Origin of the sequence: Bosea sp. ANAM02 (genome assembly GCF_011764485.1) — a bacterium.
Taxonomy (GTDB): Bacteria; Pseudomonadota; Alphaproteobacteria; order Rhizobiales; family Beijerinckiaceae; genus Allobosea.
The window spans coordinates 3,481,148-3,507,401 of record NZ_AP022848.1 but is presented as its reverse complement, the minus strand read 5'-3'; the positions used below and the strand labels follow the sequence as shown (position 1 = coordinate 3,507,401).

The window sequence follows — 26,254 nt, the reverse complement described above, 5'->3', positions numbered from 1 at the left end:
GTCGAGCCGGCGGACCGGCCCTGTTCGGGAACTGTGGTCTAGAACACCCGCCAAACACGACGGAACTAAGGAGCGGAGCCTCGCCAGATAGGTCGCGGGGACGCTCCATCGCGAGGGCCTCGCATGCCATATTCGGACAGGCGCAGCAATCCGGGGACGCATGCGCGGCGCCGGTGGTGGAAAACTTCGGTTCTGGTTAGAAGACCTGCGGCAGCGGTCCGCCCGCGCCGGCCTTCCGTGCAGCGCCAATGAGGCAAGCCCCGCCCATGTCCGACTATCTGCCTCTTCACGAAGCCGTCATCCCGGAACTGCCGAACTACTATCGCGGTAAGGTCCGCGAGAACTACGACCTGCCCGACAACCGGCGCATCCTGATCTCGACCGACCGGCTCTCGGCTTTCGACCGGGCGATCGCCTCGATTCCGCTGAAAGGCCAGGTGCTGACGCAGACCGCGCGCTACTGGTTCGAGCAGACCGCCGATATCTGTCCCAACCATGTCCTCGACTATCCCGATCCGAACGTCGTCGTCGGCAGGCGGCTGGAGATACTGCCCGTCGAGATGGTGGTGCGCGGTTATCTCGCCGGCACGACCGGCACCTCGATCCTGACGATGTACAAGCAGGGCCGGCGCGAGATGTACGGCTTAACGCTGCCGGACGGCCTGCGCGACAACGAGGCGCTGCCGCAGGCGATCATCACCCCGACCAGCAAGGCCTTCGACGGCGGCCATGACGAGCCGCTCTCCGCCAAGCAGATCGTCGCGGAGGGGTTGCTGACGCAGAAGCAATGGGACGAGGTCTCGGCCTATGCGCTGGCGCTTTTCGCCCGCGGCCAGAAGCTCGCCCGCGAGCGCGGCCTGATCCTCGCCGATACCAAGTACGAGTTCGGCACCGATGCCGAGGGCAATATCGTGCTGGCCGACGAGATTCATACGCCGGATTCGAGCCGCTACTGGTTCGCCGAAAGCTATCCCGAGCGCTTCGCCGCCGGCGATAAGCCCGAATCTTTCGACAAGGATTTCGTGCGCAACTGGGTCGTGGCGCGCTGCGATCCCTATACGCAGGACCTGCCGCCGATCCCGCAGGAGCTGATCGACCAGACCTCTTCGGTCTATGTCCGGGCCTATGAGGCGATCACCGGCACCGCTTTCGCCTACCCTCCGAAGGGCGAGGACCCGGCTGAGCGCATCCGGCGCAATCTGGCGCGGTATGTCTAAGGGTATTCCAGCGGCGACGCCGAGCTACGCCGTCATTCCGGGGCATCGCGTCAGCGATGAGCCCGGAATCCAGAACCGATGCCTTTGATCATGAAAGGCGCGGCAATGATCAGGTTCATGGCGAGCGGCATCGGTTCTGGATTCCGGGCTCGGCCCTGCGGGCCGCCCCGGAAAGACGGAGCGGTTCCAGTTCGGGATTTCTGGCTTTAAGCCCCGTCCTCCTCGCGATAATTCCCCGCCAGGTGCCGGCCGCGCTCGGTCAGGGTCGAGAGCACGCGCTCGAACACCTTGAGCTCGTCGGGCGCGATGCCCTCGATCCAGCGCGCCTCGAAGCCGAGCGCCAGCGGCACGATCTGATCGTAGATGCGCTTGCCCGCCGGCGTCAGCGCGACGAAGGATTCGCGCCGGTCCTGCCGGTTCTCGGCGCGCGAGACGAGGCCGCGCTTCTCAAGCTCGCCGACCGCGCGCGAGACCTTGGTCTTGTGCATCTGGGCGAGCTCGCCGATGTCGCGCGAGGTCAGCTTGCCGAACTCGCCGAGCTGCGCCACCACCCGCCATTCCGGGATGCCGATGCCGAAATGCTCGCCATAGATGCGGCCGAGCGCGCGGCCGCCGAGCGTGCCGACGACATTCAGGCGGTAGGGCAGGAAGCGCTCCAGATGGAGCGCCTGGTCTTCCGCATCGGCGGCTGGCTTCTTCGTCATGTCGGTGCCCTGGCGCGTCTCAGCGCGCCTTCAGCCGGTTCATGAACGAGTCGTAGGACAGTTCCGCGATCTGCCACCAGAGCAGGTTCTCGCCGCGGAAGGCGACCATCGAATCATAGCCTTTCTTGAAGTCAGGGCTCTTGGCGCTGGTCTCGGCATAGTACTCCTCGGCCGCCTTCAGCGCCGCTTCCATCACCGGCAGCGGGAAGGCCTTGAGCTGAGCGCCCTGTGCCACCAGGCGGCGCAGGCCGCCCGGATTCACGAAGTCGTACTTGGCCAGCATCCAGTTGTTGGCCGCCTCGCAGGCGTTCTGGACGATCGCCTGATAGTGCTTCGGCAGCTTGTTCCAGGCGTCCTTGCCGATGATCAGGTGCAGCATGGCGCCGCCCTCCCACCAGCCGGGGTAGTAGTAGTACTTGGCGACGCGGATGAAGCCGAGCTTCTCGTCGTCATAGGGGCCGACGAACTCGGCCGCGTCGATCGCGCCGCGCTCCAGCGCCGGATAGACGTCGCCGGGCGCGATCTGGGTCGGCACCACGCCGAGCTTGGCCAGCACCGCCCCGCCCATGCCGCCGATGCGGAACTTCAGGCCCTTGAGGTCGTCGATGCTCTTCAGTTCGTTGCGGAAGAAGCCGCCCATCTGGCAGCCGGAATTGCCGCAGGGGATGGAATAGGCGTTGAAGCGGTCGAGCACGCCGTTCACGATCTGCTCGCCGCCGCCGAAATACCACCAGCTATGCTGCTGGCGGGCATTGAGCCCGAAGGGGATGCCGGTGCCCAGACCGAGCGTCGGGTCCTTGCCGATGTAGAAATAGGTCGGCGAATGCGCGCATTCGACCGTGCCGGAGGAGACCGCATCGAGCGCCTGCAGGCCGGGCACGATCTCGCCGGGGGCGAAGACCTGGATTTCGAACTTGCCGTCCGTCGCTTCGGAGACGAGCTTCGAGAACTGCTGGGCCGTGCCGAAGATCGTGTCGAGCGACTTCGGGAAGCTCGACGTCAGGCGCCATTTCACCTCGGGCTGCGACTGCGCGATCGCCGGCATCGCGACGGTCGTCGCGGCGGCGGCCAGTGCCCCCGATTTCAAAAAGCTGCGACGTTCCATATGGTTTCCTCCCGAGGGCTCGTTATGCCCTTTATGCCCTTATTGGCGCGTCCGGGAAGGAATGAAAAGACATGAAGCTCGCCTCGCTCGCGCATGGCCGTGACGGCCGTCTCGTCGTCGTCTCGCGGGACCTGACCCGCGCCACCGACGCCTTTCCGGTGGTGCCGACGCTGCAGGCCGCACTCGACGACTGGGAGCGGAATGCGCCGCGCCTCGCCGATCTCGCCGAGGGACTGGAGCACGGCTCGGTCCCGTCCTTCCGCTTTCACGAGCATGACTGCGCCGCGCCCCTGCCGCGCGCTTATCAATGGCTCGACGGCTCGGCCTATGTGAACCATGTCGATCTCGTCCGGAAGGCGCGCGGCGCCACCATGCCGGAGAGCTTCTGGACCGATCCGCTGATGTACCAGGGCGGCAGCGACGCCTCGCTCGGCCCGCGCCAGGCCGTGCAGGCCCGCAGCGAGGAGGACGGCATCGATTTCGAGGCCGAGATCGCGGTCGTCACCGGCGACGTGCCGATGGGCGCGAGCCGCGAGGAGGCGCTGGGAGCGATCCGCCTCGTCATGCTCGTCAACGACGTGAGCCTGCGGAATCGGATTCCCGACGAATTGGCGAAAGGCTTTGGTTTCGTTCAGTCGAAGCCCGCCTCGGCCTACTCGCCGGTCGCGGCGACGCCGGACGAACTGGGCAACGCCTGGCGCGACGGCCGCTTGCATCTGCCGCTGCTGGCGCAGGTCAACGGCACGCTCTTCGGCAAGCCCGATGCAGGCACCGACATGACCTTCGACTTCGGCACGCTGATCGCCCATGCCGCCGCGACGCGTTGCCTCTCGGCCGGCACCATCGTCGGCGCCGGCACGGTCTCGAATCGCGATGCCGATGGCGGCCCTGGCCGACCGGTGGCGGAAGGCGGGCAGGGTTATGCCTGCATCGCCGAACAGCGCATGGTCGAGACGATCCGGCAGGGCGGGCCGAAGACGCCGTTCCTGCGGTTCGGCGACACCGTCCGCATCGAGATGAAGGACGCCGCCGGGCATTCGATCTTCGGCGCGATCGAGCAGGAAATTCTGCCGCTGGGTTGATCGACATCCCGGCAGCCCCGTCTTGGCGGCAGCCGGGCGGCCGGATAACCTCATGCCAACAGCGCCGATGCGAGACGCGAGAGCCGAGACGCCATGACCGAGACCGTGCCGTTCTATTCCGCTGCCATTCCGCTGGCCTTCTTCATCTGGGGGCCGGTTCTGGTGGTGGTGCTGTTCTGGGCGGTCGGCCTCTGGTCGAACCGGCAGGGCGTGCCGCGCATGCTGGAGGGCGACTGGGACGGCTACTCTATCGCCGATGTCGAGAAGCTGTTCACGCTCTACGGTGAGGACAAGCGCGCCCGCTACCGCAACCGCGTGCTGCCGGCCGATGTCGCCTGCGCCTTCACCTACGCGATCGTCGGCGCGCTGATCGTCGCCGGCCTTGCCATGCGCGGCCAGCCCTGGTGGGTCGCGGCGCTCTGCGGCGGCGGCTGGCTGCTCGGAGGGCTCTGCGATGTCGCCGAGAATTTCGCGCTGGCGCGGCTGCTCGATCGCTACCCGCAGGTCGATGGCGGCAATGTCGCCTTCGCCAGCACCATGACCCGGCTGAAACTCGTTCTTTTCGCGCTCGGCGTCATCGGCGCGCTCGCCGCGGCCTATCTCGTCTTCAAGCCGCTGGCGGGTTGAATGCTGCGTTTCGAGCTCTGGTGCACCGCCGTGCGGCTTCCCATATCCTGACCGGCGCCTAGCTGGAACGCGCCTGGAGAATGGGAATGCTGCTTCGTCGTTGGGTCCTGGCCGCGCTGGCCCTCACCCTGTCGGGAATGATGCTGTCGCCGGCCTCGGCGCAGGAAGACCTGATCTTCAGGAAGTCGACCGTCTGGAAGATGCTCACGCCGAACGACAAGCTCGCCGTCTACGGCGTCGACGATCCGATCGTCGAGGGTGTCGCCTGCCACTACACCGTTCCGGAGAAGGGCGGCGTTTCCGGCATGTTCGGGCTGGCCGAGGAGGTCTCCGAGGTCTCGCTCGCCTGCCGCCAGATCGGCCCGATCAAGTTCAAGGAAAAGGCCGACCAGGGCGATGTCGTCTTCCGCGAGCGTCGTTCGCTGATCTGGAAGAAGATGCAGATCGTGCGCGGCTGCGACGCCAAGCGCAACGTGCTGGTCTATCTCGTCTATACCGACAAGCTGATCGACGGCTCGCCGCAGAACTCGACCTCGACCGTGCCGATCATGCCCTGGGGCGCGTCTGGCGAGCCGCCGAAATGCGCGGAATGGATTCGCTGAGGCCGGGCGCTCGCCACGAAACGGGGCTTGGAACATACCAGCCCTCATCCTGAGGAGCAGCCGAAGACTGCGTCTCGAAGGATGTTCCAGTTATCTCTGGAGCCTCCTGAAGCATCCTTCGAGACGCGCTCCTGCGGAGCGCTCCTCAGGATGAGGGCTCGGTAGATTATGAGCTTGTCTTACTCGCCGCAGGTGATGCTGAGCGGCTGTTCGGCCGCCTGGGCCGGGCTCTGCTTCGTCACCGAGCCGGTGAAGTCCTCGCGGGCGGCGACGCCGAAGGCGACCGCCTTGCCGAAGCCCTGCGACTCGCACCAGGCATTGGCGACGATCTTGCCGCATTCGGCCTTGGACGAGATGCAGTCGGCGACGCCGTAGCCGTCGCTGGCCGGGATCAGGAAGGTGCGCGGCTCGTTTGCGGCTGCGGCTGTGTGGCTGGGGGGAATGATCGACAGCGAGACGCCGCCGGCAACGATCCCGAGCAATCCGACGAAGGCCACGGCGCGGCGCATGAATATGGGTTCCTGATGGGTTGCAGGCGCAGAACCCGCGAATCGGAAGGATGGTTCCGGTCGGTTAAATTTGAATGAACCGCGGCAATCTCGAGGCGATGCTGCATTGCAGCAACCGGACGCCCTCTTGACGGAAAGCCCGCGGAAAGGCAATCAGGTCCGGCCATGACGCGAGCCGCCATCAACAGCCCCCGCATTATTTGCCGCTAGCTTTCGCTGGCCGGCTGCTCACGTCCTCGTCCTGAAAAACGAACCGACAAAAGCGCCCCCGGCCAGCGGCCAGGTCGCCCTTTCGTATTCTGTCGTCTGTTTCGTTCCAGGATTTAGCCCCGATGTCGCCGACCCTGAGGCTCTACAACACGCTGACGCGGACGAAGCAGGACTTCGCGCCGATCGATCCGTCGAATGTCCGCATGTATGTCTGCGGCCCGACGGTCTACGACTACGCCCATATCGGCAATGCCCGCCCGGTTATCGTCTTCGACGTGCTCTACCGGCTGCTGCGCCATATCTACGGCGCCGATCACGTCACCTATGCCCGCAACCTCACCGACGTGGACGACAAGATCAACGCCCGCGCGGCGCGTGACTATCCCGGCCTGAAGCTGAACGAGGCGATCGCCAGGGTCACCGAGGCGACGACGGCGCAGTTTCACGCCGATATCGACGCCCTCGGCACCTTGCGCCCGACGACGGAGCCGCGCGCCACCGAGCATATCGAGGAGATGAAGGCGATCATCGAGCGCCTGATCGCGCGCGGCGTCGCCTATGTCGCCGAGGAGCATGTGCTCTTTCACGTCCCGGCCGTCGCGCATCTGGTGAAGGCGCCGAAATACGGCACGCTCGCCCGCCGCTCGCTCGACGAGATGCTCGCCGGCGCCCGCGTCGACGTCGCGCCCTACAAGCGCGACGCGATGGATTTCGTGCTGTGGAAGCCGAGCCGTGACGGCATCGATCCCGGCTGGCCGTCACCGGCCGGCATCGCCACGCCCGGCCGCCCGGGCTGGCATATCGAATGCTCGGCCATGTCGATGGCGAAGCTGCTGACACCGTTCGGCGGCGGTCTCGCCTGCGACGATCCCGAGAAGAACGTCTTCGACATCCATGGCGGCGGCATCGACCTCGTCTTCCCGCATCACGAGAACGAGATCACCCAGTCCTGCTGCGCCTTTGGCGGAGCGGAAGGGCAGCCGCTCATGGCCAATATCTGGATGCATAACGGCTTCCTGCAGGTCGAAGGCGAGAAGATGTCGAAGAGCCTCGGCAACTTCGTCACCATCAACGAACTGCTGGAAACGGATGTCTTCGGCGGCCGTAAATGGCCGGGCGAGGTGTTGCGCCTTGCGATGCTCAAGACGCACTACCGTCAGCCGATCGACTGGACGGTGAAGGCGCTGGAGGAGGCGGAGAAGACCTTGGCCCGCCTCCAACGTCGAGTTGCCGATATTGCGCCGGAAGACGCCATTGTGGACGAGCCGTTCCTGGAGATGCTTGGCGACGACCTTGCGACCCCGGCGTGTCTGACAAGGATGTTCACGCTATCTAATTTCGGCCAATGGGCCGATCGTGAAGCGCCGCCCGAAGAACAGGTAGGCGCGTTTGGGTTCGGGCCTGGCTATTCCGGCTTCGTCGAGCAGAAGGAGCATGACGATGCGGGGCGTCGTCTGTTGTTCTGTCTCGGCATCTTAGGTCTTTTGCCCACGCGCATCGAACTGACGCCAGAGCAGGAAACGCTCATTCGCGCCCGCCTCGAAGCCCGCCGCGCCAGGAACTTCGCCGAGTCCGATCGTCTCCGCGACGAGCTTGCCGCGATGGGCATCGCGCTCAAGGATGGCAAGGATCCCGCCACCGGCGAGCCGACCACGGCCTGGGAGGTGAAGCGATGAACCGCGACCGAGCCCCCTCTCCCCTTGCGGGAGAGGGTTGGGGTGAGGGGTCGCGCGACGCTGCCGGTTTTGGCTCTCCCGAACTGCAAACCGGGGAGGGCGGTGCGACCCCTCATCCGTCTGCTTCGCAGCCACCTTCTCCCGCAAGGGGAGAAGGGAAGACGCGGCTGCCTGCGCAGGAGGTGTTGAAGGAGCGCGCCCGCGCGATGCGGCATGAACCTACGGAAGCCGAGCGTACGCTATGGCTTCTACTGCGTGATCGCCGCTTCAGTGGCTTCAAATTCCGACGGCAGGTCCAGATCGGCCGATACATTGCCGATTTCGTCTGTCCGGCGAAGCGCTTGATCGTGGAGGTTGATGGCGGCCAGCATGCCGAGAGCACCTATGATGCCGAGCACGACGCTTGGTTGACAGCTCAGGGCTTCCGGGTGCGCCGTTTCTGGAATGCTGACATCTTGACGCGCCCGGATGAGGTGCGTGACACGCTTTGGCATGATCTCGAAGGTGCGACGATTGACGATGAAGCTGTTCATGAGGTGAAACGATGAGCCCGAAGATCCGCCCGGCGGGCTCGCTCTCCTTCGCCATCAAGCTGGTCATGCTGGCGATGGTCATGCCGCGCGTCGTCCGCTTCAAATTGAGGCGGGAGCGATGAGCGCGGCACGCGTCCATCTCTTCGACACGACGCTGCGCGACGGCGCCCAGACCACGGGCGTCGATTTCTCGCTCGACGACAAGCGCGCGGTAGCAAGCCTGCTCGATCGTCTCGGCGTCGATTATGTCGAGGGCGGTTATCCCGGCGCCAACCCGCTGGATACCGCCTTCTTCGAGCAGAAGGCGACGAAGCAGGCGAAATTCGCCGCCTTCGGCATGACCAAGCGGGCAGGGCGCTCGGCCGCCAACGACCCCGGCATCGCCGCGCTGCTGGAGGCGAAGGCCGACACCATCGTCTTCGTCGCCAAGGCCTGGGACTATCACGTCCATGTCGCGCTCGAGATCTCGCTGGAAGAGAACCTCGCCGGCATCCGCGAGAGCGTCGAAACCGCGAAGGCCGCCGGCCGCGAGGTGATGCTCGATTGCGAGCATTTCTTCGACGGGTACAAGGCCAATCCCGACTACGCGCTCGCCTGCGCCCGCACGGCCTACGAGGCCGGCGCGCGCTGGGTCGTGCTCTGCGACACAAATGGCGGCACGTTGCCCGACGAGATCGGTGCGATCGTGCGCGAGGTCGCCAGGACCGTGCCCGGCGACAACCTCGGCATCCACGCCCATGACGATTGCGGCTGCGCCGTCGCCAATTCGCTGGCCGCGATCGAGGCCGGCGCGCGCCAGATCCAGGGCACGCTGAACGGGCTCGGCGAACGCTGCGGCAATGCCAATCTCGTCACGCTGATCGGTGCGCTGAAGCTCAAGGAGCGCTATCGCGGCCGTTTCGAGCTCGGCGTCAGCGAGGACCAGCTTGGCGAATTGACCCATGTCTCGCGCGCGCTCGACGAGATGCTGAACCGCGCCCCGAACCGGCATGCGCCCTTCGTCGGCGCCTCGGCCTTCGCCACCAAGGCCGGCATCCATGCCTCGGCCGTGCTGAAGGACCCGCGCACCTACGAGCATGTCGCGCCGGAAGCGTCCGGCAACACCCGAAAAGTCCTGATCTCCGACCAGGGCGGCAAGTCGAACCTCGTCGCCGAGCTGGAGCGCATCGGCGTCACCCTCGGCCGCGACGATCCGCGCCTCAACCGCGTGCTCGCGGAGATCAAGGACAAGGAGGCGCAGGGCTATGCCTTCGAGGGGGCCGACGCCTCGTTCTTCCTGCTGGTCAAGCGCATCCTGGGCGAGGTCCCGGATTATTTCGCAGTCGAGCGCTTCGCCGTGAATGTCGAGCGCCGCTACAATGCGCTGGGCGAGCTCGTCACCTTCTCCGAGGCGATCGTGAAGGTGAAGGTCGGCGACGACCTGCTGATCTCGGCGGCGGAAGGCGATGCCGGCCCTGTCAACGCGCTCGATATCGCCCTGCGCAAGGATCTCGGCCGCTATCAGTCGCTGATCGGCGGTCTGCGGCTGGTGGATTACAAGGTCCGCATTTTCCAGGGCGGCACCGATGCGGTGACGCGCGTGCTGATCGAGTCCGGCGACGAGACCGGCGAGCGCTGGACCACGGTCGGCGTCAGCGCCAACATCATCGACGCCTCGTTCCAGGCGCTGGTCGACTCGATCACCTACAAGCTGGTGAAGGCCGGCGCGACGGCTTGAGGACCTTCCCACCGAAAACGCTGGTCATCCCGGGCGGAGCGAAGCGCAGACCCGGGATCCATGCCTGAACCTTTGCCGGAAGCGCTCCGGAATGGATCCCGGATCGGCGCGGCTTCGCCGCTTGTCCGGGATGACGGCGGAGGAGATATTAGGTCCTCACTCCGTCAGCCGGATCACGCGATCCTTGCACAGGTCCATGTCGGCGTCGCTCTCGGCCTCGTCCTCGAATCGTGCCTGCACGGTGTAGGCGCAGCCCTGCGGCTTGTTGAGCCTGAGCGAGACGCTCTTGCCCGGCGCCAGCGGCTTGGCGAGCTTCGCGACGAGGCGCGGCTGATCGCCCGGCGTCGCGATCGCGAAATTGCTCAGCGGCACCGCGCGCTGGTTGGTGATCGTGATCTGCGGATGCGGCCGGGAGCCCTGCGCCATGGCCGGCGGGGCGAGGAGGAGTGCGACGGCAATGCCGACACCGGAAACCGCAAGCTGTTGAGCCTTCATGATATTTCCTTCCCCATGTCGAGCGTCGGACGCTCTGGCGGAGATGAGATACCCGGGATGGGGCGGTGGGAAGGCAGCTTTCGGGCAGCCCGAGCCATGTTCTCCACGCAACGACATTCCCCTGCAACCGCGCGCGATTGCGTCTATATGAACGCGCCAACTGGAATCGTTTGAAAATGTCCGCGCCGTCTGCGCCGCCCCCGGCGTCGAGCTTTCATCGCTCTGCCGTCATCCAGCCCGGAGCCGGCTTCTTCGCCACCTTCCGTGCGCTCTGGCCCTATCTCTGGCCGGCCGAGCGAGCGGACCTGCGTGGCCGCGTCGTCGCCGCCTTCTCCCTGATGCTGTGCGGACGGCTCGTGCTGATGGGTGTGCCCTTCACCTTCAAATGGGTGACAGATGCGCTGGCGGGCTCCTATTCGAATCTCGAGAAATGGCTGCCCTGGCTGGTCGGCGCGCCGCTGGCGCTGACGATGCTCTACGGGCTCGCCCGCGTCGGTGCGGCCGCCTTCGTGCAGTTGCGAGACGCGATCTTCGCCCCGGTCTTCATGCATGCGGTGCGCACGCTGGCGCTGCAGACCTTCGGCCATCTTCACCATCTCTCGCTGCGCTTCCATCTGGAGCGCAAGACCGGCGGGCTCACCCGTGTTCTGGAGCGCGGCCGCAACGGCATCGAGGAGATGGTCCGCCTCGGCCTCAACCAGCTCGTGCCGGTGATCATCGAGGTCACGCTGATCATCGCGGTGCTGCTCTATCTGTTCGACTGGCGCTATGTCGTCGTGCTGGTGACCATGGTCACGGCCTACATGACCTACACCATCAAGGCGACGGAGTGGCGCATCGCCATCCGCACCGCGATGAACGAGTCCGACACCGACGCCAATGCCAAGGCGATCGATTCGCTGCTGAATTACGAGACAGTGAAATATTTCGGCGCCGAGGCCCGCGAGACCGCGCGCTACGACCGTTCGATGGCGCTTTACGAGCGCAACTCGATCAAGTCCTACACCTCGCTCGCCTGGCTCAATTTCGGCCAGGCCGCGATCTTCGCGGTGGGGCTGACGCTGTCGATGGTGATGGCGGTGCGTGGCTTCCAGGCCGGCACCAACACGGTCGGCGACCTCATCCTGATCAACGCGATGCTGATCCAGCTCTACCTGCCGCTGAACTTCATGGGCACCGTCTATCGCGAGATCAAGCAGGCGACGCTCGATATCGCCCAGATGTTCTCGCTGATCGGTCGCGACCCCGAGATTCAGGACAAGCCCGGCGCGCAGCCCCTGGTCGTCCCGGCCGGAGAGGTCGTCTTCGAGGACGTACATTTCGCCTATGTGCCGGAGCGGCCGATCCTGCGCGGCGTCTCTTTCAAGGTGCTGCCCGGCCAGACGGTGGCGATCGTGGGTCCGTCCGGCGCCGGCAAGTCGACGATCTCGCGCCTGCTCTTCCGCTTCTACGAGCCGCAAGGAGGCCGCATCCTCATCGACGGGCAGCCGATCGCCGATGTCCAGCAGGTTTCGCTGCGCGCCGCCATCGGCATGGTCCCGCAGGATACCGTGCTGTTCAACGACACCATCGAGTACAACATCCTTTACGGCCGCCCCGAGGCGACCATGGCCGAGGTCGAGGAGGCCGCGCGCCTTGCCCAGATCGACCGCTTCATCCGCCTGCTTCCGGAAGGTTACGCGACCTCGGTTGGCGAGCGCGGCCTGAAGCTCTCCGGCGGCGAGAAGCAGCGCGTTGCCATCGCCCGCACCATCCTGAAGGGCCCACCGGTGCTCGTCCTCGATGAGGCGACCTCGGCGCTCGATTCCTTCACGGAGAAGGAGATCCAGGATGCGCTCGACCGGGTGAGCGAAGGCCGCACCACGCTGGTCATCGCCCACCGGCTATCGACCGTGGTCAATGCCGACGAGATCATCGTGCTCGACAAAGGCCGGATCGTCGAGCGCGGTCACCATCGCGATCTCCTCGCGGCGGGCGGCGTCTATGCCGCGATGTGGAACCGCCAGCGCGAGGTCGACGAGGCCAAGGCGACGCTCCAGCGCGCGACCGAGGCCGAGGGCGAGAGCGTCAGGGTGACGCTGTCGTAAAGAAGGGCTGTCGAAGGCCGTCATGCTCGCCCTTGTGGCGAGCATCCACGCCTTGAACACCGCCTTCGCCGAAGGAAGACGTGGATGGCCGGGACAAGCCCGACCATGACGGTAAGGGCATCTGGCCCCTGCCTCGGCGCAGCTTAAAACTCCTCGCAACTGCGGTCCGTTTCCTGCATGCTGCTCCGGCAGGGTGAAGCTGGGGGGCTGCCATGTTCGATCCGACCACATTCGTAGGTTTCCACACCTGGCTGAGCCTGATCGCGATCGTGGCCGGTTTTCCGGTGGCGGCCGGGCTGCTCCACGGACACACCCGGCCGGGCTGGACCGGCGTGTTCCTCTCCACCGCCTTCGCGACCAGCGCGACCGGCTTCGGCTTCCCGTTCAACAGCGTGCTGCCGTCCCATATCGTCGGCGCGATCCATATCGTGCTGGTCGCGATCGCAGGCTATGCGCTCTATGGGCGCCGGCTGGAGGGGGGCTGGCGCCGCATCTATGCGATCATGGCGGTGCTCTCCTTTTACCTGCTGATCTTCGTGCTGGTCGCGCAGCTCTTCGGCAAGGTCCCGGCCCTGCATGCGCTGGCGCCGACCCAGTCCGAGCCGCCCTTCGGCATCGCCCAGGGCATCGTCCTCGTCGTCTTCGCTCTGCTGACCTGGAAGGCGGCGGTCCGCTTCGTCCAGGTGCCGCCCCGGGCAGCATGACGCGCCCATCCGCGACATCGCGCGCCGCTGACCGGCGCGCGGCAGGGCTTTCCCTTCGCGCCGGAACCCCCTAAATCAGCGCAACGCTCGCCGCCGGCTTTCGGAGGCGACCATGCCATTCCCGTGCGCCCGGCGCCGGCAGTCCAACGGAATCCGCCTCATGTCCCTCGTCGATTCAGTCCGCAAGGTGATCGTGCCCATCCACAAGGAGGGCTATGTCTTCATCGCGATCGGCCTTGTGGCGACGATCATCCTCGCCAATCTCTGGTCGCCCTTCGGCTGGATCGGCGCGATCATCACGATCTGGATCTGCTACTTCTTCCGCGATCCCGTCCGCGTCACGCCGCAACGCGAGGGGCTGGTGATTTCGCCGGCCGACGGCCGCATCAGCCAGATCGCGCAGTCGCTGCCGCCGCCGGAACTCGAGCTCCCGGCCGAGCCGATGACCCGCATCTCGATCTTCATGAACGTCTTCGACTGCCATGTGAACCGCGCGCCCGTGCCCGGCCGCATCGCCAAGATCGCCTATACGCCCGGCCTCTTCCTCAATGCCGAGCTCGACAAGGCGAGCGACGACAACGAGCGCAACGCGCTGGCGATCGAGACCGGTTCCGGCATCGTCGGCGTCGTCCAGATCGCCGGCCTGATCGCGCGCCGCATCGTGCCCTTCGTCAAGGAAGGCGATGTGCTCGGCACCGGCGAGCGTTTCGGCCTGATCCGCTTCGGCTCGCGCGTCGACGTCTACCTGCCGTCCCATGTCGTGCCGCTGGTCGGCGAGGGCCAGACTGCGATCGCCGGCGAGACCGTGCTCGCCGATCTGACCGGCAACGAGCCGGTCGCGCGCAGCTTCCGCGACATCTGACGAGCGCTGTCGAAAGGCCGCTGCTGAAGCACATGTCATCCCGTGCGCGCTGCGGCATGCAATGCCGCTGCGCAGACACGGGACCGTCACCAGGAGAGGGCAGCTCTCTCGGCGGCATTCAGGATGGGCGACCATTTCGTCGCGCGGTCCCGCATCTGCGCAGCGGCACTTCGCGCCGCAGCGCGTGCGGGATGACACTTGCTGAGCCTAGCCTGCGTCCCCAAAACCGCGTATTCCGGCTCACATGAGCGACCTGTTTCCTCCCTTCGAGCCCGAGCGCGCCGAATCCAAGCGTGCCCGCTTCAAGCCGATTCCCTTCCGTCTGCTGGCGCCGAACGTCATCACGCTGCTGGCGCTCTGCCTCGGCCTCACCGCGATGCGCCTCGTCGTCGAGGGCAAGCTGGAGACGGCGACGATCTGCATCCTGATCGCGGCGGCGCTCGACGGCGTCGACGGCCGCCTGGCGCGCCTGCTCAAGGGCACCTCGCGCTTCGGCGCCGAGCTCGATTCACTGTCGGATTTCGTCAATTTCGGCGTCGCCACCGGCTACGTCCTGTGGATCTTCGTCCTGCACGACCTGAAATCGGTCGGCTGGATCATCGTGCTGACGCTGGCCTGCGCCATGGCGCTCCGGCTCGCGCGCTTCAACGTGATGATCGACGATCCCGACCGCCCGGACTGGCAGAAGGACTTCTTCGTCGGCATGCCGGCGCCCGCGGGCGCAATCACCGCCATGCTGCCGCTCTATCTCCACATCATCGGCGTGCCCGTGCAGCAATATGGCGCGCTGCCCGTCGGCATCTACATCCTGTTCATCGCCTTCCTGACGATCTCGCGCATCCCCTGCTATGCCGGCAAGACGCTCGGCACGCGCATCCCGCGCACGCAGGTGCTGCCGATCTTCGTCGCGGTGGTGATCGTCGCGGGTCTGCTCTTCGCCTACACCTTCGAGGTGCTGACGGTCGTGGTGCTCGCCTATCTCGCGCTGATTCCGGTCAGCGTCGCGCGCTACCGCAAGCTGGAGCGTGTTCATGCGCTGGCGGCGCCGGTTCCCGCGACGGAGCCTGCTCCTGAAAGCCAGATCTGATCATAGTCTTGAAGATTAGCGGCGATAGCCGCCGAGGCGCGCCGCATTGGCGCGGGTGCGCCGGGCGAAGGGCTCCAGCGTGCGGTCGGCAGCCTTGACGGCCGCCGTCGCCACATCGAACTGGCCGGGCGGGTTGAGGGCGAGCCCCCACCAGAAAGCCGTCGTCGCCTGCGTCGCGGCGACGCTGCTTTCGACCACGGCTGAGACTTTTTCCATGACCGCCTTGGCAGCCTCACGCTGGCCCCTGCTGTCGCCGAAGGCGCCTTTCATCAAGAGCGGCATCCGCATGGCAATGGTCAGCCCGGCCTCCGCATGCATGGACATCAGGCGGGCCGCGAGAACCTGCGCCTCCGCGCCGGTCGCAAGGGCGGAGCCCGTCGATTTGCGCGGTCGGGCCATGAGGGAAACTCCAGTGGATCGGCGGTCACCAGAGCGCCGCGCCGAGGGGGAGGCAAGTCTGCAATCTGCGGCGCGGCTTGGCAATGCCTGGTATACCAGAGCCCCGCACGGATTTCAGGCAGCTCGAGCGGGTGCTCAAATGGGTGGCATCTTCTCTCTTCCACGTCTCCAGATGGATTTATCGGCCTGCGGAAATGCTCTAAAGGCTGATCCGGAGCCGATCTTTCCGGCGCCCTGATCCTGTCGAGCAGCCTGTTGAGCCTTTTCTCCACTCCCAAACATCCCGGCTGGCGGCCGATGCTCGTTCTCGCATCGGCCTCGCCGCGCCGCCTCGCCTTGCTGGAGCAAGCGGGCCTGAAGCCGGACGCGCTCCTGCCGGCCGATCTCGACGAGACCCCGCTCAAGGGCGAGCGCCCGCGCGATCTCGCCCGCCGCCTGGCGCGCGAGAAGGCGCAGGCCGCGCGCGAGGGCGCCAGGGCCCGCGCCGATCTCGAAGGCTGCTACATTCTCGCCGCTGATACGGTCGTCGCGGTCGGTCGGCGCATCCTGCCCAAGGCCGAGATCGTCGACGAGGCGGCCGCCTGTCTGCGCCTGCTCTCCGGCCGTGCGCACCGCGTCTATACCGGCGTCGCGCTGGTGACGCCCTCCGGCGCGGTCCGCGACCGCATCGTCGAGACGCGCCTGCGCTTCAAGCGCCTCTCCACCGAGGATATCGAGACCTATCTCGCCTCGGGCGAATGGCGCGGCAAGGCCGGCGGCTACGCGGTGCAGGGCATCGCCGGCTCCTTCGTCGTCAAGCTCGTCGGTTCCTATACCGGCGTGGTCGGCCTGCCGCTCTACGAGACCGTCAACCTCCTGGGCGGCGAGGGCTTCCCGATCCGCTTCGGCTGGATGAACGCAGCCTGACACGGCGCCGATGCGGGTTGCCTGATCGCGGTCCACGGCCGATCTTGCGGCCGGGAAACGCGTTGCGCAGGAACGCGCCGACGAGGGGAAGCTGACATGACGGGACGTCTGAGCGGCAAGGTCGCGATCGTGGCCGGGGCGGGGTCGATCGGGCCGGGCTGGGGCAATGGCAAGGCGACGGCGACGATCTTCGCTCGGGAAGGCGCGAAGGTCGTCTGCGCCGACATCAACCGCGACGCGGCCGAGGAGACGGCCGGCATCATCCGCAACGAGGGCGGCGAGGCCTTCGCCATGCAGGCGGATGTGACCAAGGCGGAGGAGGTCGCCGAGCTCGTCGCCCATGCGCTCGGCCGTTATGGCCGCATCGACATCCTCGACAACAATGTCGGCATCGCCGAGGTCGGCAGCGTCGTCGATCTTGCGGAGGAGGTCTGGGAGCGCGTCTTCCGGGTCAACCTCACCGGCCCTTTCCTCGTGATGAAGCATGTCATCCCGGTGATGCAGCGCCAGTTCGAGGAGACGGGCGAGGGCGGCTCGATCATCAACATCTCGTCGATCGCCTCGATCCGCCATACCGGCGTGCCCTATGCCAGCTATTCCGCGACCAAGGCGGCACTGAACCAGCTCACCCGCACGACGGCCGTGCAGTATGCCCCGCAGAAGATCCGCGTGAACGCGATCCTGCCCGGCCTGATGAAGACGCCGATGGTCGAGCATTCGGCCGGGCTTGCCGCGGTCTATGGCAAGGGCGATGTCGATGCGATGTGGGCGGCCCGCGCCGCGCAGGTCCCGATGGGGCATATGGGCGATGCCTGGGACGTGGCCAATGCCGCACTCTTCCTTGCCAGCGACGAGGCGCGTTACGTCACCGGCATCGAGCTCGTCGTCGATGGAGGCATCACGCTCAAATATGACTGAACGCGACAACGCCCCGCCGGCCGCAAAGCCCTGTCCGATCTGCGGCAAGCCGTCGGTCGCGCGCTTCAAGCCGTTCTGCTCGTCGCGCTGCGCCGATATCGATCTCGGCCGGTGGCTGAAGGGCAGCTACGTCATTCCCGGCGAAGCGATCGACGAGGCGGAAGAGGGCGCGCCGCAGCAGCGCGAGCGTGAGGACTAGAAAACGCGCTCGCCGGATTGCACACTGCCGGGCCGGCACGGCGATCATCGGGCCGGCCCGGAGTGTTTCGCTTCATGAGCAATGTCAGCGAGCGCCATATCGTCATCGTCGGCGCCGGCTTCGGCGGGCTCGAAGCGGCGCGCAATCTCGCCGCCGCGCCGGTCCGGATCACCATGATCGACCAGCGCAACCATCACCTGTTCCAGCCCTTGCTCTATCAGGTCGCGACCGCCTCCCTGCCGACCTCCGAGATCGCCTGGCCGATCCGCTTCCTGCTGCGCGGCTACAGGAACGTCACGACCCTGCTAGGCACGGTCACGGGCGTCGACCGGACGAACAGGCAGGTGCTGCTGGTGGGCGAGCAGCCGATCGGCTTCGACACGCTGATCCTCGCGACCGGCGCTCGCCACGCCTATTTCGGCCATGACGAATGGGAGCCCTACGCGCCAGGCGTGAAGACGCTGGAGGATGCGACCCGCATCCGGCGGCGCATTCTCTCGGCCTTCGAGCAGGCGGAATGGGAGACCGATCCGGCCCGCCGCGCGCAATGGCTGACCTTCGTGATCATCGGGGCCGGGCCGACCGGCGTCGAGCTCGCCGGCACCATCGCGGAGCTGGCGCATGACACGCTGCGCGGCGATTTCCGCCATATCGACACGCGCCGCGCCCGCGTGATCCTGGTCGAGGCCGGCCCGCGTATCCTCGCCGGCTTCACCGAGGACCTCTCGTCCTATGCCGAGCGGGCGCTGGAGCGTCTCGGCGTCGAGGTGAGGTTAGGGCGGCCGGTCTCCGAATGCCGCGCGGAGGGCATCGTGCTTGGCGGCGAGCTGCTACCGGCCCGGACCGTCCTCTGGGCTGCCGGCGTCGCCGCTTCACCGGCGGCGGAATGGCTGGACGCGCCGGCCGACCGGGCTGGCCGCGTCCGTGTCGAGCCCGACCTCACGGTGCCCGGCGAGCCCGATATCTTCGTGATCGGCGACACGGCCTTCCTCGCAGGCGCCGACGGCAAGCCAGTGCCCGGGGTGGCGCCGGCAGCCAAGCAACAGGGGCTTTATGTCGCCGATCTCATCAAGGCGCGGCTGCAGGGCAAGCCGGCTCCACGGCCCTTCGCCTACAGCAATGCCGGCAATCTCGCGACGATCGGCAAGCGCGCGGCCATCGTCGATTTCGGCTGGATCAAGCTGCGCGGGCGCCTGGCCTGGTGGATCTGGGGCATCGCCCACATCTTCTTCCTGATCGGCCTGCGCAACCGGCTCGCCGTCGCACTCAACTGGCTCTGGATCTATGTCAGCGGCCACCGCAGCGCCCGGCTCATCACGCAGCGTGATTCTCCGGGCTACCGCGAGCCGCGATGAAACATCGCTGATCTGTCAGCACGAAGCTGGTCGTTCGAACGCGAGCGGGTGATCGGTCATCGATGGGAAAATGGTGCGCTTCAGCGCGGAGAGGTCGAACCCAACGGGTTCGCAAGGGCGACTGCCCGCCGGCCGGCGAAGCCGTCCCATCGGAGCGGTGAGCGAAGCGAACTCGCGTGAGATGGGGTAAATGGTGCCCAGGGGCGGAATCGAACCACCGACACTGCGATTTTCAGTCGCATGCTCTACCAACTGAGCTACCTGGGCGAACCGGGAGCGGCGCGGGGCCGTCCGTGTTGGTTGGGGCGATATAGAGGCAGGCGCCCGGCCTGTCCAGTCACTTCAGCCGGCTTTCTTCATCGCGGCGTCAATCGACCGCAAACTTGTGGACGAGGGCGGCCTCGGTCCGGCCCCCCTCGCGTCTGCGGACGATTCAGGATGCCTCCGCCTGCCGCCACTCGCAACGCCCCATCACCGCGGCAAGGCGATCGATGGCGGCGAGAGCGGACTGCCGGGCGCGTTCCGATTCGGCGATCGCCGACTGGCTGTAGAGCAGCTTGGCGAAGCCGATGACGGCGCTCACCACCTGGAACGAGGCATCCGCCAGCTCGCTGGATTCGCGCAGGGCGTCATGGAGATGCGCGACATGCGTTTCCGCGCTGTCCTGCAGGGCCTTGGCGTTGAGCACGCCGGCCTTGAGCACGTCGGCGCGCAGCGTCTCGATGTCGCGTGCCAGCAGATCCTGCATGCCGTCAGCCATCGTCGCCTCTTCGAAAGGAGGTTGCCCCGGTCAGCCAGCGGCAGAATATCATCGAAGCGAATGGGTGGCAGCGGGAAGCCTGCCCTTTGGTTAGCCGCTTCTTTCCGGCGCCGGCGCAGAGTTGGAGGCTCGCCCGATGGTCCGGATCCCGGGCGGTCAAGCGAGCCGGGACGCGCACGGTGGCCTTGGCCGATGCGCGCAATGCGGCGTTGACGTCGCAGGCCGATGCGGAAACGATGGGGGCATGCTTGCTGCTGCGGCTCCCGCGTGCCGGGGTCCTTATCGCCGGATCGACGACGCAGACGCGTTCGCGCGAAGTCCTGCGGTTTGCCGCAATGCCGGCACGCCCCGATCTCCCGGAGTTCCAGACAATGAACCAGACGAGTTCGCTCGTGGCGGAGGCGCATGCGCCGCTGCGCCTCACCAGCCTGGCCCATGGCGGCGGCTGCGGCTGCAAGCTGGCCCCGGCCGTGCTCCAGCAATTGCTGGCCGGGCATCCGGCCGTGGGACCGTACGGCCAGCTTCTCGTCGGCACCGAGACCGGTGACGATGCCGCCGTCTGGCAGGTCGACGAGGAGACCTGCGTCGTCGCGACCACCGATTTCTTCATGCCGGTCGTCGACGATCCCCGCGATTTCGGCCGCATCGCCGCGACCAATGCGATTTCGGACGTCTATGCCATGGGCGGCAAGCCGATCATGGCGCTCGCCATCCTCGGCATGCCGCTCGACAAATTGCCGATCGAGGTCACCCGCGAAATCCTCAAGGGCGGCGCCTCGGTCTGCGCCGAGGCCGGCATTCCCGTCGCCGGCGGCCATTCGATCGATGCGCCCGAGCCGATCTACGGGCTTGCGGTCATCGGCCTGCTCAAGCCCGCGAACCTGCGCCGCAACAGCGGTGCGAAGCCGGGCGACGCGCTGATCCTGACCAAGGCGCTGGGCGTCGGCATCTATTCCGCAGCCTTCAAGAAGGGCGAACTCGCCGCCGCCGCCTATGACGAGATGATCGCCTCGACGACGCTGCTCAACCGGATCGGCGCCGAATTGGCACAGGACGAAGCGGTTCACGCGATCACGGATGTCACCGGCTTCGGCATTCTCGGGCACGGACTCGAAATGGCGCGCGGTTCGGGCGTTACGCTCAAGCTCAGGCTGTCTGACCTGCCATTCCTGTCGCAGGCCGAGCGTCTGGCGCGGGAGGGCAGGGTGACCGGCGCCTCCCACCGCAACTGGGCGAGCTATGGCGAGGGCGCCGTCCTGCCCGCGGGGCTGCCGGACTGGCAGCGCCATCTGCTGACTGACCCGCAGACCTCGGGCGGCCTGCTGGTCTCCTGCGCAGCGGAGCGGGCCGAGCCCGTGCTCGCGCAGGTCAGGGCAGCCGGCTATCCGGCCGCGGGGATCATCGGCGCGGTCGAGGCCGGGTCGGCGCAGGTCGTGGTAAACCGGTAGGCGTCACCGTTTCTCCTGAATCTCCAGGTTCCGGCCCCAGACATCGAAGAAGGCGCCCTTGTTGAGGGTGAGCCGGTCCGCGCGAAGCGCCGCCTCCAGCTCGCGCAGACGGCTGCGGGCGGTCGCGTCCGGCACGAGCCCGCCATCGTCGAGGGTCGGGAAGAAAGCGGCGCCGTCCCAGCTCACGCCGGCGCCGCGCAGCATCAGGACGATGTCGCCCCAGTCGATCTCGTCGCCGACGACGTGGACGAAGGTCGAGCGCAATGGCTCCACCTTCGGCTCGGCGATCTTCACCAACACGATCAAGGCCGTGAACGGGCCCTTGCGGAAGAGCCTGCCGAGCCAGCGGTCGAAATCGGTGCCCAGTCCCCTAGAAATCGACACGCGGCGTCTCGGGCATGTAGCGGTCGAACAGGGCGTAGAAATCGCTGCCGGTCTCGGCGCCGTACCAGTCTTCGAACACGGTGAGCGCGTCCTGCACGGCGTCCGGGGCGCCGCCATCATCGGCCATCGCGGCCTGCAGGGCCTCGAGGACGGGCGTCAGTCGTGTCAGGACCAGCTCCTGCCGTGGTCCGATCTCGTCCCAGCCCAGCGATTGCGCGATGCCGAGCCGGACGCGGGCGATCGCCTCGCCCGGCTCTTCGGCGGCCGCGATGGTCGTGCTTGCACGCCGCAGCAGGTTGAGGCGCCGGAAGGCCCGGCTGCGTGCCTGCGCGAGCGTATCGATCCGCTCCGCCGCCTCGCGGCGATAGGCGTCCTCGGCCGCACGCGCATCCTCCGCCGCCTGCTCGAAGCGGGCGATCGGATCGAAGGGGGCAATGTCCGCGTCCGTCATGCGCCCTCAGTGAACTGGCGGAAGAGAATGGGAGTCGAACCCACCAGAGACCGTCTGACGGCCCCTCCCGGATTTGAAGTCCGGACGCCCCACCGGGGACGTTTCTCCTCCATCGTTCAAGCCGGGCGGCGGGCCGAACAGGTCGAGCCGCCGCCGGTTGATGCGTCTCAGGTCGCCGCGGCGGATGGTGACGCCATGACGATCGAAGAACTCGAGAATCTGGATAGCGACCTTTCGGCCGTTGTCGAGCCTGTCGCGGAACTGCGCGGCATTGAAGCCCGCCGGGTGCAGCGCCGCAAGCTCGGCCGATATGCCGACCATCTCGGCCAGCGTATCGCGCAGGAAGAAATGGTCGAGTGCGACCTCATGGACATCGCCGCGCCGGCCGGTGAGCCGCAACAGACGCCGGATCTCCTCCTCGGGCCGCCCGAGCAGATGCCCGATATCGCGCACGCGGGGCGGACGGAAACGCTCGCTCCCGGCGATCAGCGGCGAGACCCTGGTCCAGAGCGCCTCATCCTCCGGCAGAAGCCGGGCTTCGTGGCCGGGCCGCCTGAGCCATGATCCGGCCGGCACCAGCACGCCGTCATCCTCGAAACGGGCGAGCGCCTGCCGGAACAGCGGCGCCGGCCAGCGCGGCGCGATGGCGAAGCGCAGTCGCGCCAGCCCGATCCCCGGCAGATCCGGGTGCTCGGCATGGAAGGCATCGAGCCTCTCGGTTGCGGCCTGTGCCAGTGCCTGCCAATGGGCAGGCAGCAATGCGAGCGGGCCGATCCTGACGAGGCCGAGGCGATTCGTCAGGTCATCCGCCGCATTGGGGCTAAGCGCGCGGTCGCGCACGAAGCTGTCGAGATCGGCATGATGAGGCGGTACCGAGAGCAGGGCCTGCAGCGCTTCCGCAGGGTCGGGCCGGTGGAGGGCTGCGAGCTGGTCCAGGCGCTCCGGGGAGCGGCGCCGGCGTTCGGGCGCGCGCAGGTCGAGGAAGCGCCCGCCGCCGATCGTGCGCGAGGCGCTGGCATCGCGCAGCACGAAACGGTCGAGCGCCGCGGCGGCAAGCGGCTCGTCGAGCACGAGCTGGATCGGGCCATCCGCGCCGGCGGCCATGTCATTGCCGAGCAGCACGATGCGCGCGCCGATCTCGGACGCGGCATGGTGCAGCCGCACCGGCTGCCACATCGTCAGCGCCTTCTCGCCGGGCAGCAGCGAAACCTCCGCGTCGATCCGCGCCGTCGGTGCGTGGAGCGCCGGCGCCACCACCATGTCGCCGTGCCTGATCGCCTCCTTCGTGATATCGGGGCCGGCGAGATTGAGCGCGCAGCGCTCGCCGGCCATGCCGCGCTCGGACGGGCGGTTCTGGGCATGGATCGAGCGCACCCGCGCCGGCAGGCCGCCGGGCGAGACGATGACGCTGTCGCCGGTCGCCACGCTGCCCGACAGGACGGTCCCCGTCACCACCGTCCCGGCGCCCTGCAAGGTGAAGCAGCGGTCGACCGCGAGCCGGAAGGCGCCATCCCCTTGCCGTGCCTGCGCGTCCCGTGCGCGCGACGCGAGCAGGGCGGCGAGCTCCGGCAGGCCTTCGCCTGTCAGCGTCGAGACCGGGAGCATCGGCGCCGCGTCGAACGGGCCGGATGCCAGCAGCGTGGCGATCTCCGCTTCGACCGCCTCGATCCGTCCGGCATCGACCAGATCGGCCTTGGTGATCGCGACGACGGCCTTGCCGATGCCGAGCAGGCGGGCAATGGCGACATGCTCGCGCGTCTGCGGCATCACGCCGTCATCGGCGGCAACGACGAGCAGCAGCAGATCGATGCCGGCAGCGCCGGCCAGCATCGTGTGGACGAATTTCTCATGGCCGGGAACGTCGATGAAGCCGACGACCGAGCCGTCGGCCTGCGGCCAATAGGCGAAGCCGAGCGCGATCGAGATGCCGCGCGCCTTCTCTTCCTTCAACCGGTCGGTATCGACGCCGGTCAACCGCCGGACCAGCGAGGTCTTGCCATGGTCGATATGGCCGGCGGTGCCGATGATCATGGCGCCGTCCCCGCGGGAGAGGCGGCTGTGCGCGCAGCCTTGATGAAGGGCGCCGCGAGCGGGCTGCCCTTACCTTCGGCTGACAGCAGCAGCACCAGCGCGCGTTCCGCATTGGCCGGGACGCCCTGGCCGAGCAGGGTCGCGGCGCCGAGCATTGCTTCCGAGTCCGGGTCGCCGGCCGCCATGCCGCGTTGCCACCATTGCGCGGCGGCAGCGGCATCGCGCTCAACGCCGAGCGCATCGTGGTGCATCATGCCGAGCCGGGTCATGCTGGTGGCGATGCCGGCCTCGGCCGCGGCTTGTGCCCAGCGCAGGGCCTCGGCGCGGTCGGCAGGGTCCCCGCCTTCCAGCAGCATCCAGGACAGCATGTCCTGCGCCGGCGCGTCGCCTTGTTCGGCCGCGAGCCGATAGAGCCGCAGCGCCTCGTCATCGCTCTGCGCGACGCCTTCGCCCTTGAAATGGAGCGCTGCCAGATTGCGCTGACCGACCGGATCGCCGCCTTCCGCTGACAGGTTCAGCCAGCGCAGCGCCAGGGCCGGATCGCGCTCGACGCCAAGCCCTTCGGCGAAACAGGCGCCGATATTGTTCTGCGCCCGCCCGATCCCGGCATGGGCGAGCGGCCCCCAAAGCGCGAGCGCGGCCGCATGGTCGCCGCGTTCGACCGCTGCCGTGGCCTGCGCCATCGTCACGGCGACATCGCCCTCGGCGGCCTCGCTGCGGCCGAACAGGCGCTCAAGCCAGCGCATCGGGCGTCTCTGGCTTCAGGGCGTCGAGCTGTCTCACGAACAGCGCCTCGTCCTCCAGACAGCGCAGATCGAAGACGAGGGCACCCTGCGCGATCCGGCCGATCACGGGCACCGGAACCGCCCGAAAGGCCGCCGCCAGCGTCTCGACGGCAGAGCCGGCCGCCTTGCCCGCCGGGCGCAAGCCAAGTCCCGCGCTCGGCAGCGTCTCCAGCGGCAGCGCGCCCGAGCCGATCTGGCTGGCACAGTCGATGATCTCGACGATCCAGTCCGACCCGATCGCCGTCGAGGCCGTGGGCTGAAGGCGCTCGGCCAGCGCGCGCAGGTCCGCGGCCGTCCGCGTGAACAGCCGGAGCGTCGGCAGGCGCTGCGCCAGCCGGTCGGGGTCGCGATAGAGCCGGAGGGTCGCCTCCAGTGCCGCGAGCCTGAGCTTGTCGAGGCGCAAGGCCCGCTTCAGCGGGTTCTTCGCCAGTTTCGCAATCAAATCTTTCCGGCCAGCGACGATGCCGGCCTGCGGCCCGCCGAGCAGTTTGTCGCCGGAGAAGGTGACGAGATCGGCGCCGCCCTTCAGCGCATCCTGAACCGTCTTCTCCTTGCGCAGCCCCCAGCGCGAAAGGTCGATCAGCGTGCCCGAGCCGAGATCGTCGACGAAGGGCAGGTCGTGCCGGCGCGCGAGCTTGGCGAGCTCCGCCGGCTCGACCTCGGCCGTAAAGCCCTGCACCACGTAATTCGAGGTGTGGACCTTCATCAGCAGGCCGGTTTCGGGGCCGATCGCCTCGGCATAGTCCCTGAGATGTGTGCGGTTGGTCGTGCCGACCTCGCGCAGGGTGGCGCCGGCCCTTGCCATGATGTCCGGCATGCGGAAGGCGCCGCCGATCTCGATCAACTCGCCGCGCGAGACGATGGCCTCCCGCCCTATGGCGAGGGTGTTGAGCACCAGCAGCACGGCCGAGGCGTTGTTGTTGACGAGGATCGCATCCTCGGCCCCGGTCAGTTCCCGCACGAGATCGCGGACATGCGCGTCGCGCTCGCCGCGTTGTCCGGCCTCGACGACATATTCGAGATTGGTCGGTGCCCGCATCGCCGCGACCACGGCCTCGATCGCCTCCTCTGCCAGCAGCGCGCGGCCGAGATTGGTATGCAGCACCGTGCCGGTCAGGTTGATCACCGGGCGCTGCGAGGGCCGGTCGCGCTCTTCGAGCCGGTCCAGCGCCAGGCGGCCGACCTGCTCGACCGGCACCGCTGCCGGTTGGCCAGCGGTGCGCAAGCGCTCGATCGCCTGCCGGATCGCATCGGTCGCCGCCGCCCGGCCATGGCGCGCGATGGCGAGTTCGCCATTGGCGCTGCGCAGCACCGTGTCGACCGATGGCGGGCGGAAGCGTTCGGGCTTGTTCATCAGGCTCCCTCCGGGAGACGCTTGATCGATAATCCGTTGACTGACCC

The 26,254-nt window shown here is 67.3% G+C and carries 26 protein-coding genes, 2 tRNA genes and 1 pseudogene; 16 read left to right on the top strand and 13 right to left on the bottom strand.

What is annotated here, in order from left to right; all coding sequences use genetic code 11:
• The first annotated feature begins 266 nt into the window (after positions 1 to 266).
• Positions 267 to 1,217: a phosphoribosylaminoimidazolesuccinocarboxamide synthase gene (locus tag OCUBac02_RS16835; RefSeq protein ID WP_173047222.1), complete on the top strand. Its 951-nt coding sequence runs from the start codon at positions 267 to 269 to the stop codon at positions 1,215 to 1,217.
• Between the two features lie 206 nt (positions 1,218 to 1,423).
• On the opposite strand, the gene OCUBac02_RS16830 is transcribed toward OCUBac02_RS16835, so the two are convergent.
• Together OCUBac02_RS16830 and OCUBac02_RS16825 are read right to left on the bottom strand one after the other, a co-directional pair.
• A complete protein-coding gene (locus OCUBac02_RS16830) occupies positions 1,424 to 1,921 on the bottom strand; it encodes a MarR family winged helix-turn-helix transcriptional regulator (protein WP_173047220.1) in 498 nt (165 codons plus the stop codon).
• Positions 1,922 to 1,940: 19 nt separating this feature from the next.
• Positions 1,941 to 3,026: a TRAP transporter substrate-binding protein gene (locus OCUBac02_RS16825; RefSeq protein ID WP_047581134.1), complete on the bottom strand. Its 1,086-nt coding sequence runs from the start codon at positions 3,024 to 3,026 to the stop codon at positions 1,941 to 1,943.
• A 71-nt stretch (positions 3,027 to 3,097) separates the two neighbouring features.
• Here OCUBac02_RS16825 and OCUBac02_RS16820 point away from each other — a divergent pair, with 71 nt between their 5' ends.
• The 3 genes from OCUBac02_RS16820 to OCUBac02_RS16810 all read left to right on the top strand — a co-directional run bounded on the left by OCUBac02_RS16820 (position 3,098) and on the right by OCUBac02_RS16810 (position 5,337).
• Complete coding sequence (locus tag OCUBac02_RS16820; protein WP_173047218.1) at positions 3,098 to 4,108, top strand: fumarylacetoacetate hydrolase family protein; 1,011 nt, start codon at positions 3,098 to 3,100, stop codon at positions 4,106 to 4,108.
• Positions 4,109 to 4,201: 93 nt separating this feature from the next.
• Positions 4,202 to 4,735, top strand: coding sequence for a hypothetical protein (locus OCUBac02_RS16815; RefSeq protein ID WP_173047216.1), 534 nt, complete (start codon positions 4,202 to 4,204; stop codon positions 4,733 to 4,735).
• Between the two features lie 86 nt (positions 4,736 to 4,821).
• On the top strand, positions 4,822 to 5,337 hold the full coding sequence (locus tag OCUBac02_RS16810) for a CreA family protein (protein WP_244638965.1): 516 nt from the start codon (positions 4,822 to 4,824) through the stop codon (positions 5,335 to 5,337).
• Positions 5,338 to 5,516: 179 nt separating this feature from the next.
• Here OCUBac02_RS16810 and OCUBac02_RS16805 read toward each other — a convergent pair whose 3' ends face one another.
• Entirely contained in the window at positions 5,517 to 5,846 is a 330-nt protein-coding gene (locus tag OCUBac02_RS16805) for a hypothetical protein (RefSeq protein WP_173047214.1), read from the bottom strand.
• Between the two features lie 332 nt (positions 5,847 to 6,178).
• Between OCUBac02_RS16805 and cysS the strand changes: the two genes are divergently transcribed.
• The 3 genes from cysS (at position 6,179) to cimA (ending at position 9,982) form a co-directional block, all read left to right on the top strand.
• On the top strand, positions 6,179 to 7,732 hold the full coding sequence (cysS, locus tag OCUBac02_RS16800; protein ID WP_173047211.1) for a cysteine--tRNA ligase: 1,554 nt from the start codon (positions 6,179 to 6,181) through the stop codon (positions 7,730 to 7,732).
• The gene (locus OCUBac02_RS27570) at positions 7,729 to 8,280 is read left to right on the top strand and encodes an endonuclease domain-containing protein (RefSeq protein ID WP_173047209.1); all 552 of its coding nucleotides are present in this window, start codon (positions 7,729 to 7,731) and stop codon (positions 8,278 to 8,280) included. Before cysS ends, OCUBac02_RS27570 begins: the two co-directional genes overlap by 4 nt.
• 103 nt (positions 8,281 to 8,383) lie before the next feature.
• The gene (gene cimA / locus OCUBac02_RS16790) at positions 8,384 to 9,982 is read left to right on the top strand and encodes a citramalate synthase (protein ID WP_173047207.1); all 1,599 of its coding nucleotides are present in this window, start codon (positions 8,384 to 8,386) and stop codon (positions 9,980 to 9,982) included.
• A gap of 156 nt (positions 9,983 to 10,138) precedes the next feature.
• Here the strand turns inward: cimA and OCUBac02_RS16785 are convergent, their stop codons facing one another.
• On the bottom strand, positions 10,139 to 10,477 hold the full coding sequence (locus tag OCUBac02_RS16785; RefSeq protein ID WP_047580287.1) for a hypothetical protein: 339 nt from the start codon (positions 10,475 to 10,477) through the stop codon (positions 10,139 to 10,141).
• Between the two features lie 176 nt (positions 10,478 to 10,653).
• Between OCUBac02_RS16785 and OCUBac02_RS16780 the strand changes: the two genes are divergently transcribed.
• From OCUBac02_RS16780 to OCUBac02_RS16765, 4 genes are all read left to right on the top strand, one after another.
• Complete coding sequence (locus OCUBac02_RS16780) at positions 10,654 to 12,564, top strand: ABCB family ABC transporter ATP-binding protein/permease (RefSeq protein WP_173047205.1); 1,911 nt, start codon at positions 10,654 to 10,656, stop codon at positions 12,562 to 12,564.
• Between the two features lie 212 nt (positions 12,565 to 12,776).
• A complete protein-coding gene (locus OCUBac02_RS16775) occupies positions 12,777 to 13,268 on the top strand; it encodes a hypothetical protein (protein WP_173047203.1) in 492 nt (163 codons plus the stop codon).
• 112 nt (positions 13,269 to 13,380) lie between these two features.
• The gene (locus OCUBac02_RS16770; RefSeq protein ID WP_280528823.1) at positions 13,381 to 14,130 is read left to right on the top strand and encodes a phosphatidylserine decarboxylase; all 750 of its coding nucleotides are present in this window, start codon (positions 13,381 to 13,383) and stop codon (positions 14,128 to 14,130) included.
• 244 nt (positions 14,131 to 14,374) lie between these two features.
• Positions 14,375 to 15,217: a CDP-alcohol phosphatidyltransferase family protein gene (locus tag OCUBac02_RS16765; RefSeq protein ID WP_173047199.1), complete on the top strand. Its 843-nt coding sequence runs from the start codon at positions 14,375 to 14,377 to the stop codon at positions 15,215 to 15,217.
• Positions 15,218 to 15,232: 15 nt separating this feature from the next.
• Here the strand turns inward: OCUBac02_RS16765 and OCUBac02_RS16760 are convergent, their stop codons facing one another.
• The gene (locus OCUBac02_RS16760; RefSeq protein WP_173047198.1) at positions 15,233 to 15,616 is read right to left on the bottom strand and encodes a hypothetical protein; all 384 of its coding nucleotides are present in this window, start codon (positions 15,614 to 15,616) and stop codon (positions 15,233 to 15,235) included.
• A gap of 297 nt (positions 15,617 to 15,913) precedes the next feature.
• Between OCUBac02_RS16760 and OCUBac02_RS16755 the strand changes: the two genes are divergently transcribed.
• The 4 genes from OCUBac02_RS16755 (at position 15,914) to OCUBac02_RS16740 (ending at position 18,994) form a co-directional block, all read left to right on the top strand.
• A complete protein-coding gene (locus OCUBac02_RS16755; RefSeq protein ID WP_173047196.1) occupies positions 15,914 to 16,522 on the top strand; it encodes a Maf-like protein in 609 nt (202 codons plus the stop codon).
• A 96-nt stretch (positions 16,523 to 16,618) separates the two neighbouring features.
• Positions 16,619 to 17,440, top strand: a complete 822-nt coding sequence (locus tag OCUBac02_RS16750) for an SDR family NAD(P)-dependent oxidoreductase (protein ID WP_173047194.1) — start codon at positions 16,619 to 16,621, stop codon at positions 17,438 to 17,440.
• On the top strand, positions 17,433 to 17,639 hold the full coding sequence (gene yacG, locus OCUBac02_RS16745; protein WP_047573153.1) for a DNA gyrase inhibitor YacG: 207 nt from the start codon (positions 17,433 to 17,435) through the stop codon (positions 17,637 to 17,639). The genes OCUBac02_RS16750 and yacG overlap by 8 nt, the downstream gene beginning before the upstream one ends.
• Positions 17,640 to 17,713: 74 nt before the next feature.
• Entirely contained in the window at positions 17,714 to 18,994 is a 1,281-nt protein-coding gene (locus OCUBac02_RS16740) for an NAD(P)/FAD-dependent oxidoreductase (RefSeq protein ID WP_173047191.1), read from the top strand.
• Positions 18,995 to 19,185: 191 nt separating this feature from the next.
• Here OCUBac02_RS16740 and OCUBac02_RS16735 read toward each other — a convergent pair.
• Together OCUBac02_RS16735 and OCUBac02_RS16730 are read right to left on the bottom strand one after the other, a co-directional pair.
• A tRNA-Phe gene (locus tag OCUBac02_RS16735) sits at positions 19,186 to 19,261 on the bottom strand.
• 166 nt (positions 19,262 to 19,427) lie between these two features.
• Positions 19,428 to 19,754: a hypothetical protein gene (locus OCUBac02_RS16730; protein WP_047576664.1), complete on the bottom strand. Its 327-nt coding sequence runs from the start codon at positions 19,752 to 19,754 to the stop codon at positions 19,428 to 19,430.
• Between the two features lie 371 nt (positions 19,755 to 20,125).
• Here OCUBac02_RS16730 and selD point away from each other — a divergent pair, with 371 nt between their 5' ends.
• Positions 20,126 to 21,202 (top strand): selenide, water dikinase SelD, encoded by a 1,077-nt coding sequence (gene selD, locus OCUBac02_RS16725; protein ID WP_173047189.1) that lies wholly within the window; start codon positions 20,126 to 20,128, stop codon positions 21,200 to 21,202.
• Between the two features lie 3 nt (positions 21,203 to 21,205).
• On the opposite strand, the gene OCUBac02_RS16720 is transcribed toward selD, so the two are convergent.
• From OCUBac02_RS16720 to selA, 6 genes and pseudogenes are all read right to left on the bottom strand, one after another.
• Entirely contained in the window at positions 21,206 to 21,586 is a 381-nt protein-coding gene (locus tag OCUBac02_RS16720) for a hypothetical protein (RefSeq protein WP_173047187.1), read from the bottom strand.
• Positions 21,573 to 22,037: a hypothetical protein gene (locus OCUBac02_RS16715; protein WP_173047185.1), complete on the bottom strand. Its 465-nt coding sequence runs from the start codon at positions 22,035 to 22,037 to the stop codon at positions 21,573 to 21,575. Before OCUBac02_RS16715 ends, OCUBac02_RS16720 begins: the two co-directional genes overlap by 14 nt.
• 15 nt (positions 22,038 to 22,052) lie before the next feature.
• Positions 22,053 to 22,148 (bottom strand) — tRNA-Sec (locus tag OCUBac02_RS16710).
• 105 nt (positions 22,149 to 22,253) lie between these two features.
• A pseudogene (selB, locus tag OCUBac02_RS16705) lies at positions 22,254 to 24,068 on the bottom strand (selenocysteine-specific translation elongation factor); the annotation flags it as partial.
• On the bottom strand, positions 24,065 to 24,814 hold the full coding sequence (locus OCUBac02_RS16700) for a tetratricopeptide repeat protein (protein WP_173047183.1): 750 nt from the start codon (positions 24,812 to 24,814) through the stop codon (positions 24,065 to 24,067). The pseudogene selB and the gene OCUBac02_RS16700, both read right to left, overlap by 4 nt.
• Positions 24,801 to 26,207, bottom strand: coding sequence for an L-seryl-tRNA(Sec) selenium transferase (selA, locus tag OCUBac02_RS16695; RefSeq protein ID WP_173047181.1), 1,407 nt, complete (start codon positions 26,205 to 26,207; stop codon positions 24,801 to 24,803). The genes OCUBac02_RS16700 and selA overlap by 14 nt, the downstream gene beginning before the upstream one ends.
• Between the last annotated feature and the right edge of the window lie 47 nt (positions 26,208 to 26,254).

Bases quoted from the DNA above. Each gene is read 5' to 3' on its own strand.
- OCUBac02_RS16835 (WP_173047222.1), top strand. From the start codon at position 267: ATGTCCGACTATCTGCCTCTTCACGAAGCCGTCATCCCGGAACTGCCG.
- OCUBac02_RS16830 (WP_173047220.1), bottom strand. From the start codon at position 1,921: ATGACGAAGAAGCCAGCCGCCGATGCGGAAGACCAGGCGCTCCATCTG.
- OCUBac02_RS16825 (WP_047581134.1), bottom strand. From the start codon at position 3,026: ATGGAACGTCGCAGCTTTTTGAAATCGGGGGCACTGGCCGCCGCCGCG.
- OCUBac02_RS16820 (WP_173047218.1), top strand. From the start codon at position 3,098: ATGAAGCTCGCCTCGCTCGCGCATGGCCGTGACGGCCGTCTCGTCGTC.
- OCUBac02_RS16815 (WP_173047216.1), top strand. From the start codon at position 4,202: ATGACCGAGACCGTGCCGTTCTATTCCGCTGCCATTCCGCTGGCCTTC.
- OCUBac02_RS16810 (WP_244638965.1), top strand. From the start codon at position 4,822: ATGCTGCTTCGTCGTTGGGTCCTGGCCGCGCTGGCCCTCACCCTGTCG.
- OCUBac02_RS16805 (WP_173047214.1), bottom strand. From the start codon at position 5,846: ATGCGCCGCGCCGTGGCCTTCGTCGGATTGCTCGGGATCGTTGCCGGC.
- cysS (WP_173047211.1), top strand. From the start codon at position 6,179: ATGTCGCCGACCCTGAGGCTCTACAACACGCTGACGCGGACGAAGCAG.
- OCUBac02_RS27570 (WP_173047209.1), top strand. From the start codon at position 7,729: ATGAACCGCGACCGAGCCCCCTCTCCCCTTGCGGGAGAGGGTTGGGGT.
- cimA (WP_173047207.1), top strand. From the start codon at position 8,384: ATGAGCGCGGCACGCGTCCATCTCTTCGACACGACGCTGCGCGACGGC.
- OCUBac02_RS16785 (WP_047580287.1), bottom strand. From the start codon at position 10,477: ATGAAGGCTCAACAGCTTGCGGTTTCCGGTGTCGGCATTGCCGTCGCA.
- OCUBac02_RS16780 (WP_173047205.1), top strand. From the start codon at position 10,654: ATGTCCGCGCCGTCTGCGCCGCCCCCGGCGTCGAGCTTTCATCGCTCT.
- OCUBac02_RS16775 (WP_173047203.1), top strand. From the start codon at position 12,777: ATGTTCGATCCGACCACATTCGTAGGTTTCCACACCTGGCTGAGCCTG.
- OCUBac02_RS16770 (WP_280528823.1), top strand. From the start codon at position 13,381: ATGCCATTCCCGTGCGCCCGGCGCCGGCAGTCCAACGGAATCCGCCTC.
- OCUBac02_RS16765 (WP_173047199.1), top strand. From the start codon at position 14,375: ATGAGCGACCTGTTTCCTCCCTTCGAGCCCGAGCGCGCCGAATCCAAG.
- OCUBac02_RS16760 (WP_173047198.1), bottom strand. From the start codon at position 15,616: ATGGCCCGACCGCGCAAATCGACGGGCTCCGCCCTTGCGACCGGCGCG.
- OCUBac02_RS16755 (WP_173047196.1), top strand. From the start codon at position 15,914: ATGCTCGTTCTCGCATCGGCCTCGCCGCGCCGCCTCGCCTTGCTGGAG.
- OCUBac02_RS16750 (WP_173047194.1), top strand. From the start codon at position 16,619: ATGACGGGACGTCTGAGCGGCAAGGTCGCGATCGTGGCCGGGGCGGGG.
- yacG (WP_047573153.1), top strand. From the start codon at position 17,433: ATGACTGAACGCGACAACGCCCCGCCGGCCGCAAAGCCCTGTCCGATC.
- OCUBac02_RS16740 (WP_173047191.1), top strand. From the start codon at position 17,714: ATGAGCAATGTCAGCGAGCGCCATATCGTCATCGTCGGCGCCGGCTTC.
- OCUBac02_RS16730 (WP_047576664.1), bottom strand. From the start codon at position 19,754: ATGGCTGACGGCATGCAGGATCTGCTGGCACGCGACATCGAGACGCTG.
- selD (WP_173047189.1), top strand. From the start codon at position 20,126: ATGAACCAGACGAGTTCGCTCGTGGCGGAGGCGCATGCGCCGCTGCGC.
- OCUBac02_RS16715 (WP_173047185.1), bottom strand. From the start codon at position 22,037: ATGACGGACGCGGACATTGCCCCCTTCGATCCGATCGCCCGCTTCGAG.
- OCUBac02_RS16700 (WP_173047183.1), bottom strand. From the start codon at position 24,814: ATGCGCTGGCTTGAGCGCCTGTTCGGCCGCAGCGAGGCCGCCGAGGGC.
- selA (WP_173047181.1), bottom strand. From the start codon at position 26,207: ATGAACAAGCCCGAACGCTTCCGCCCGCCATCGGTCGACACGGTGCTG.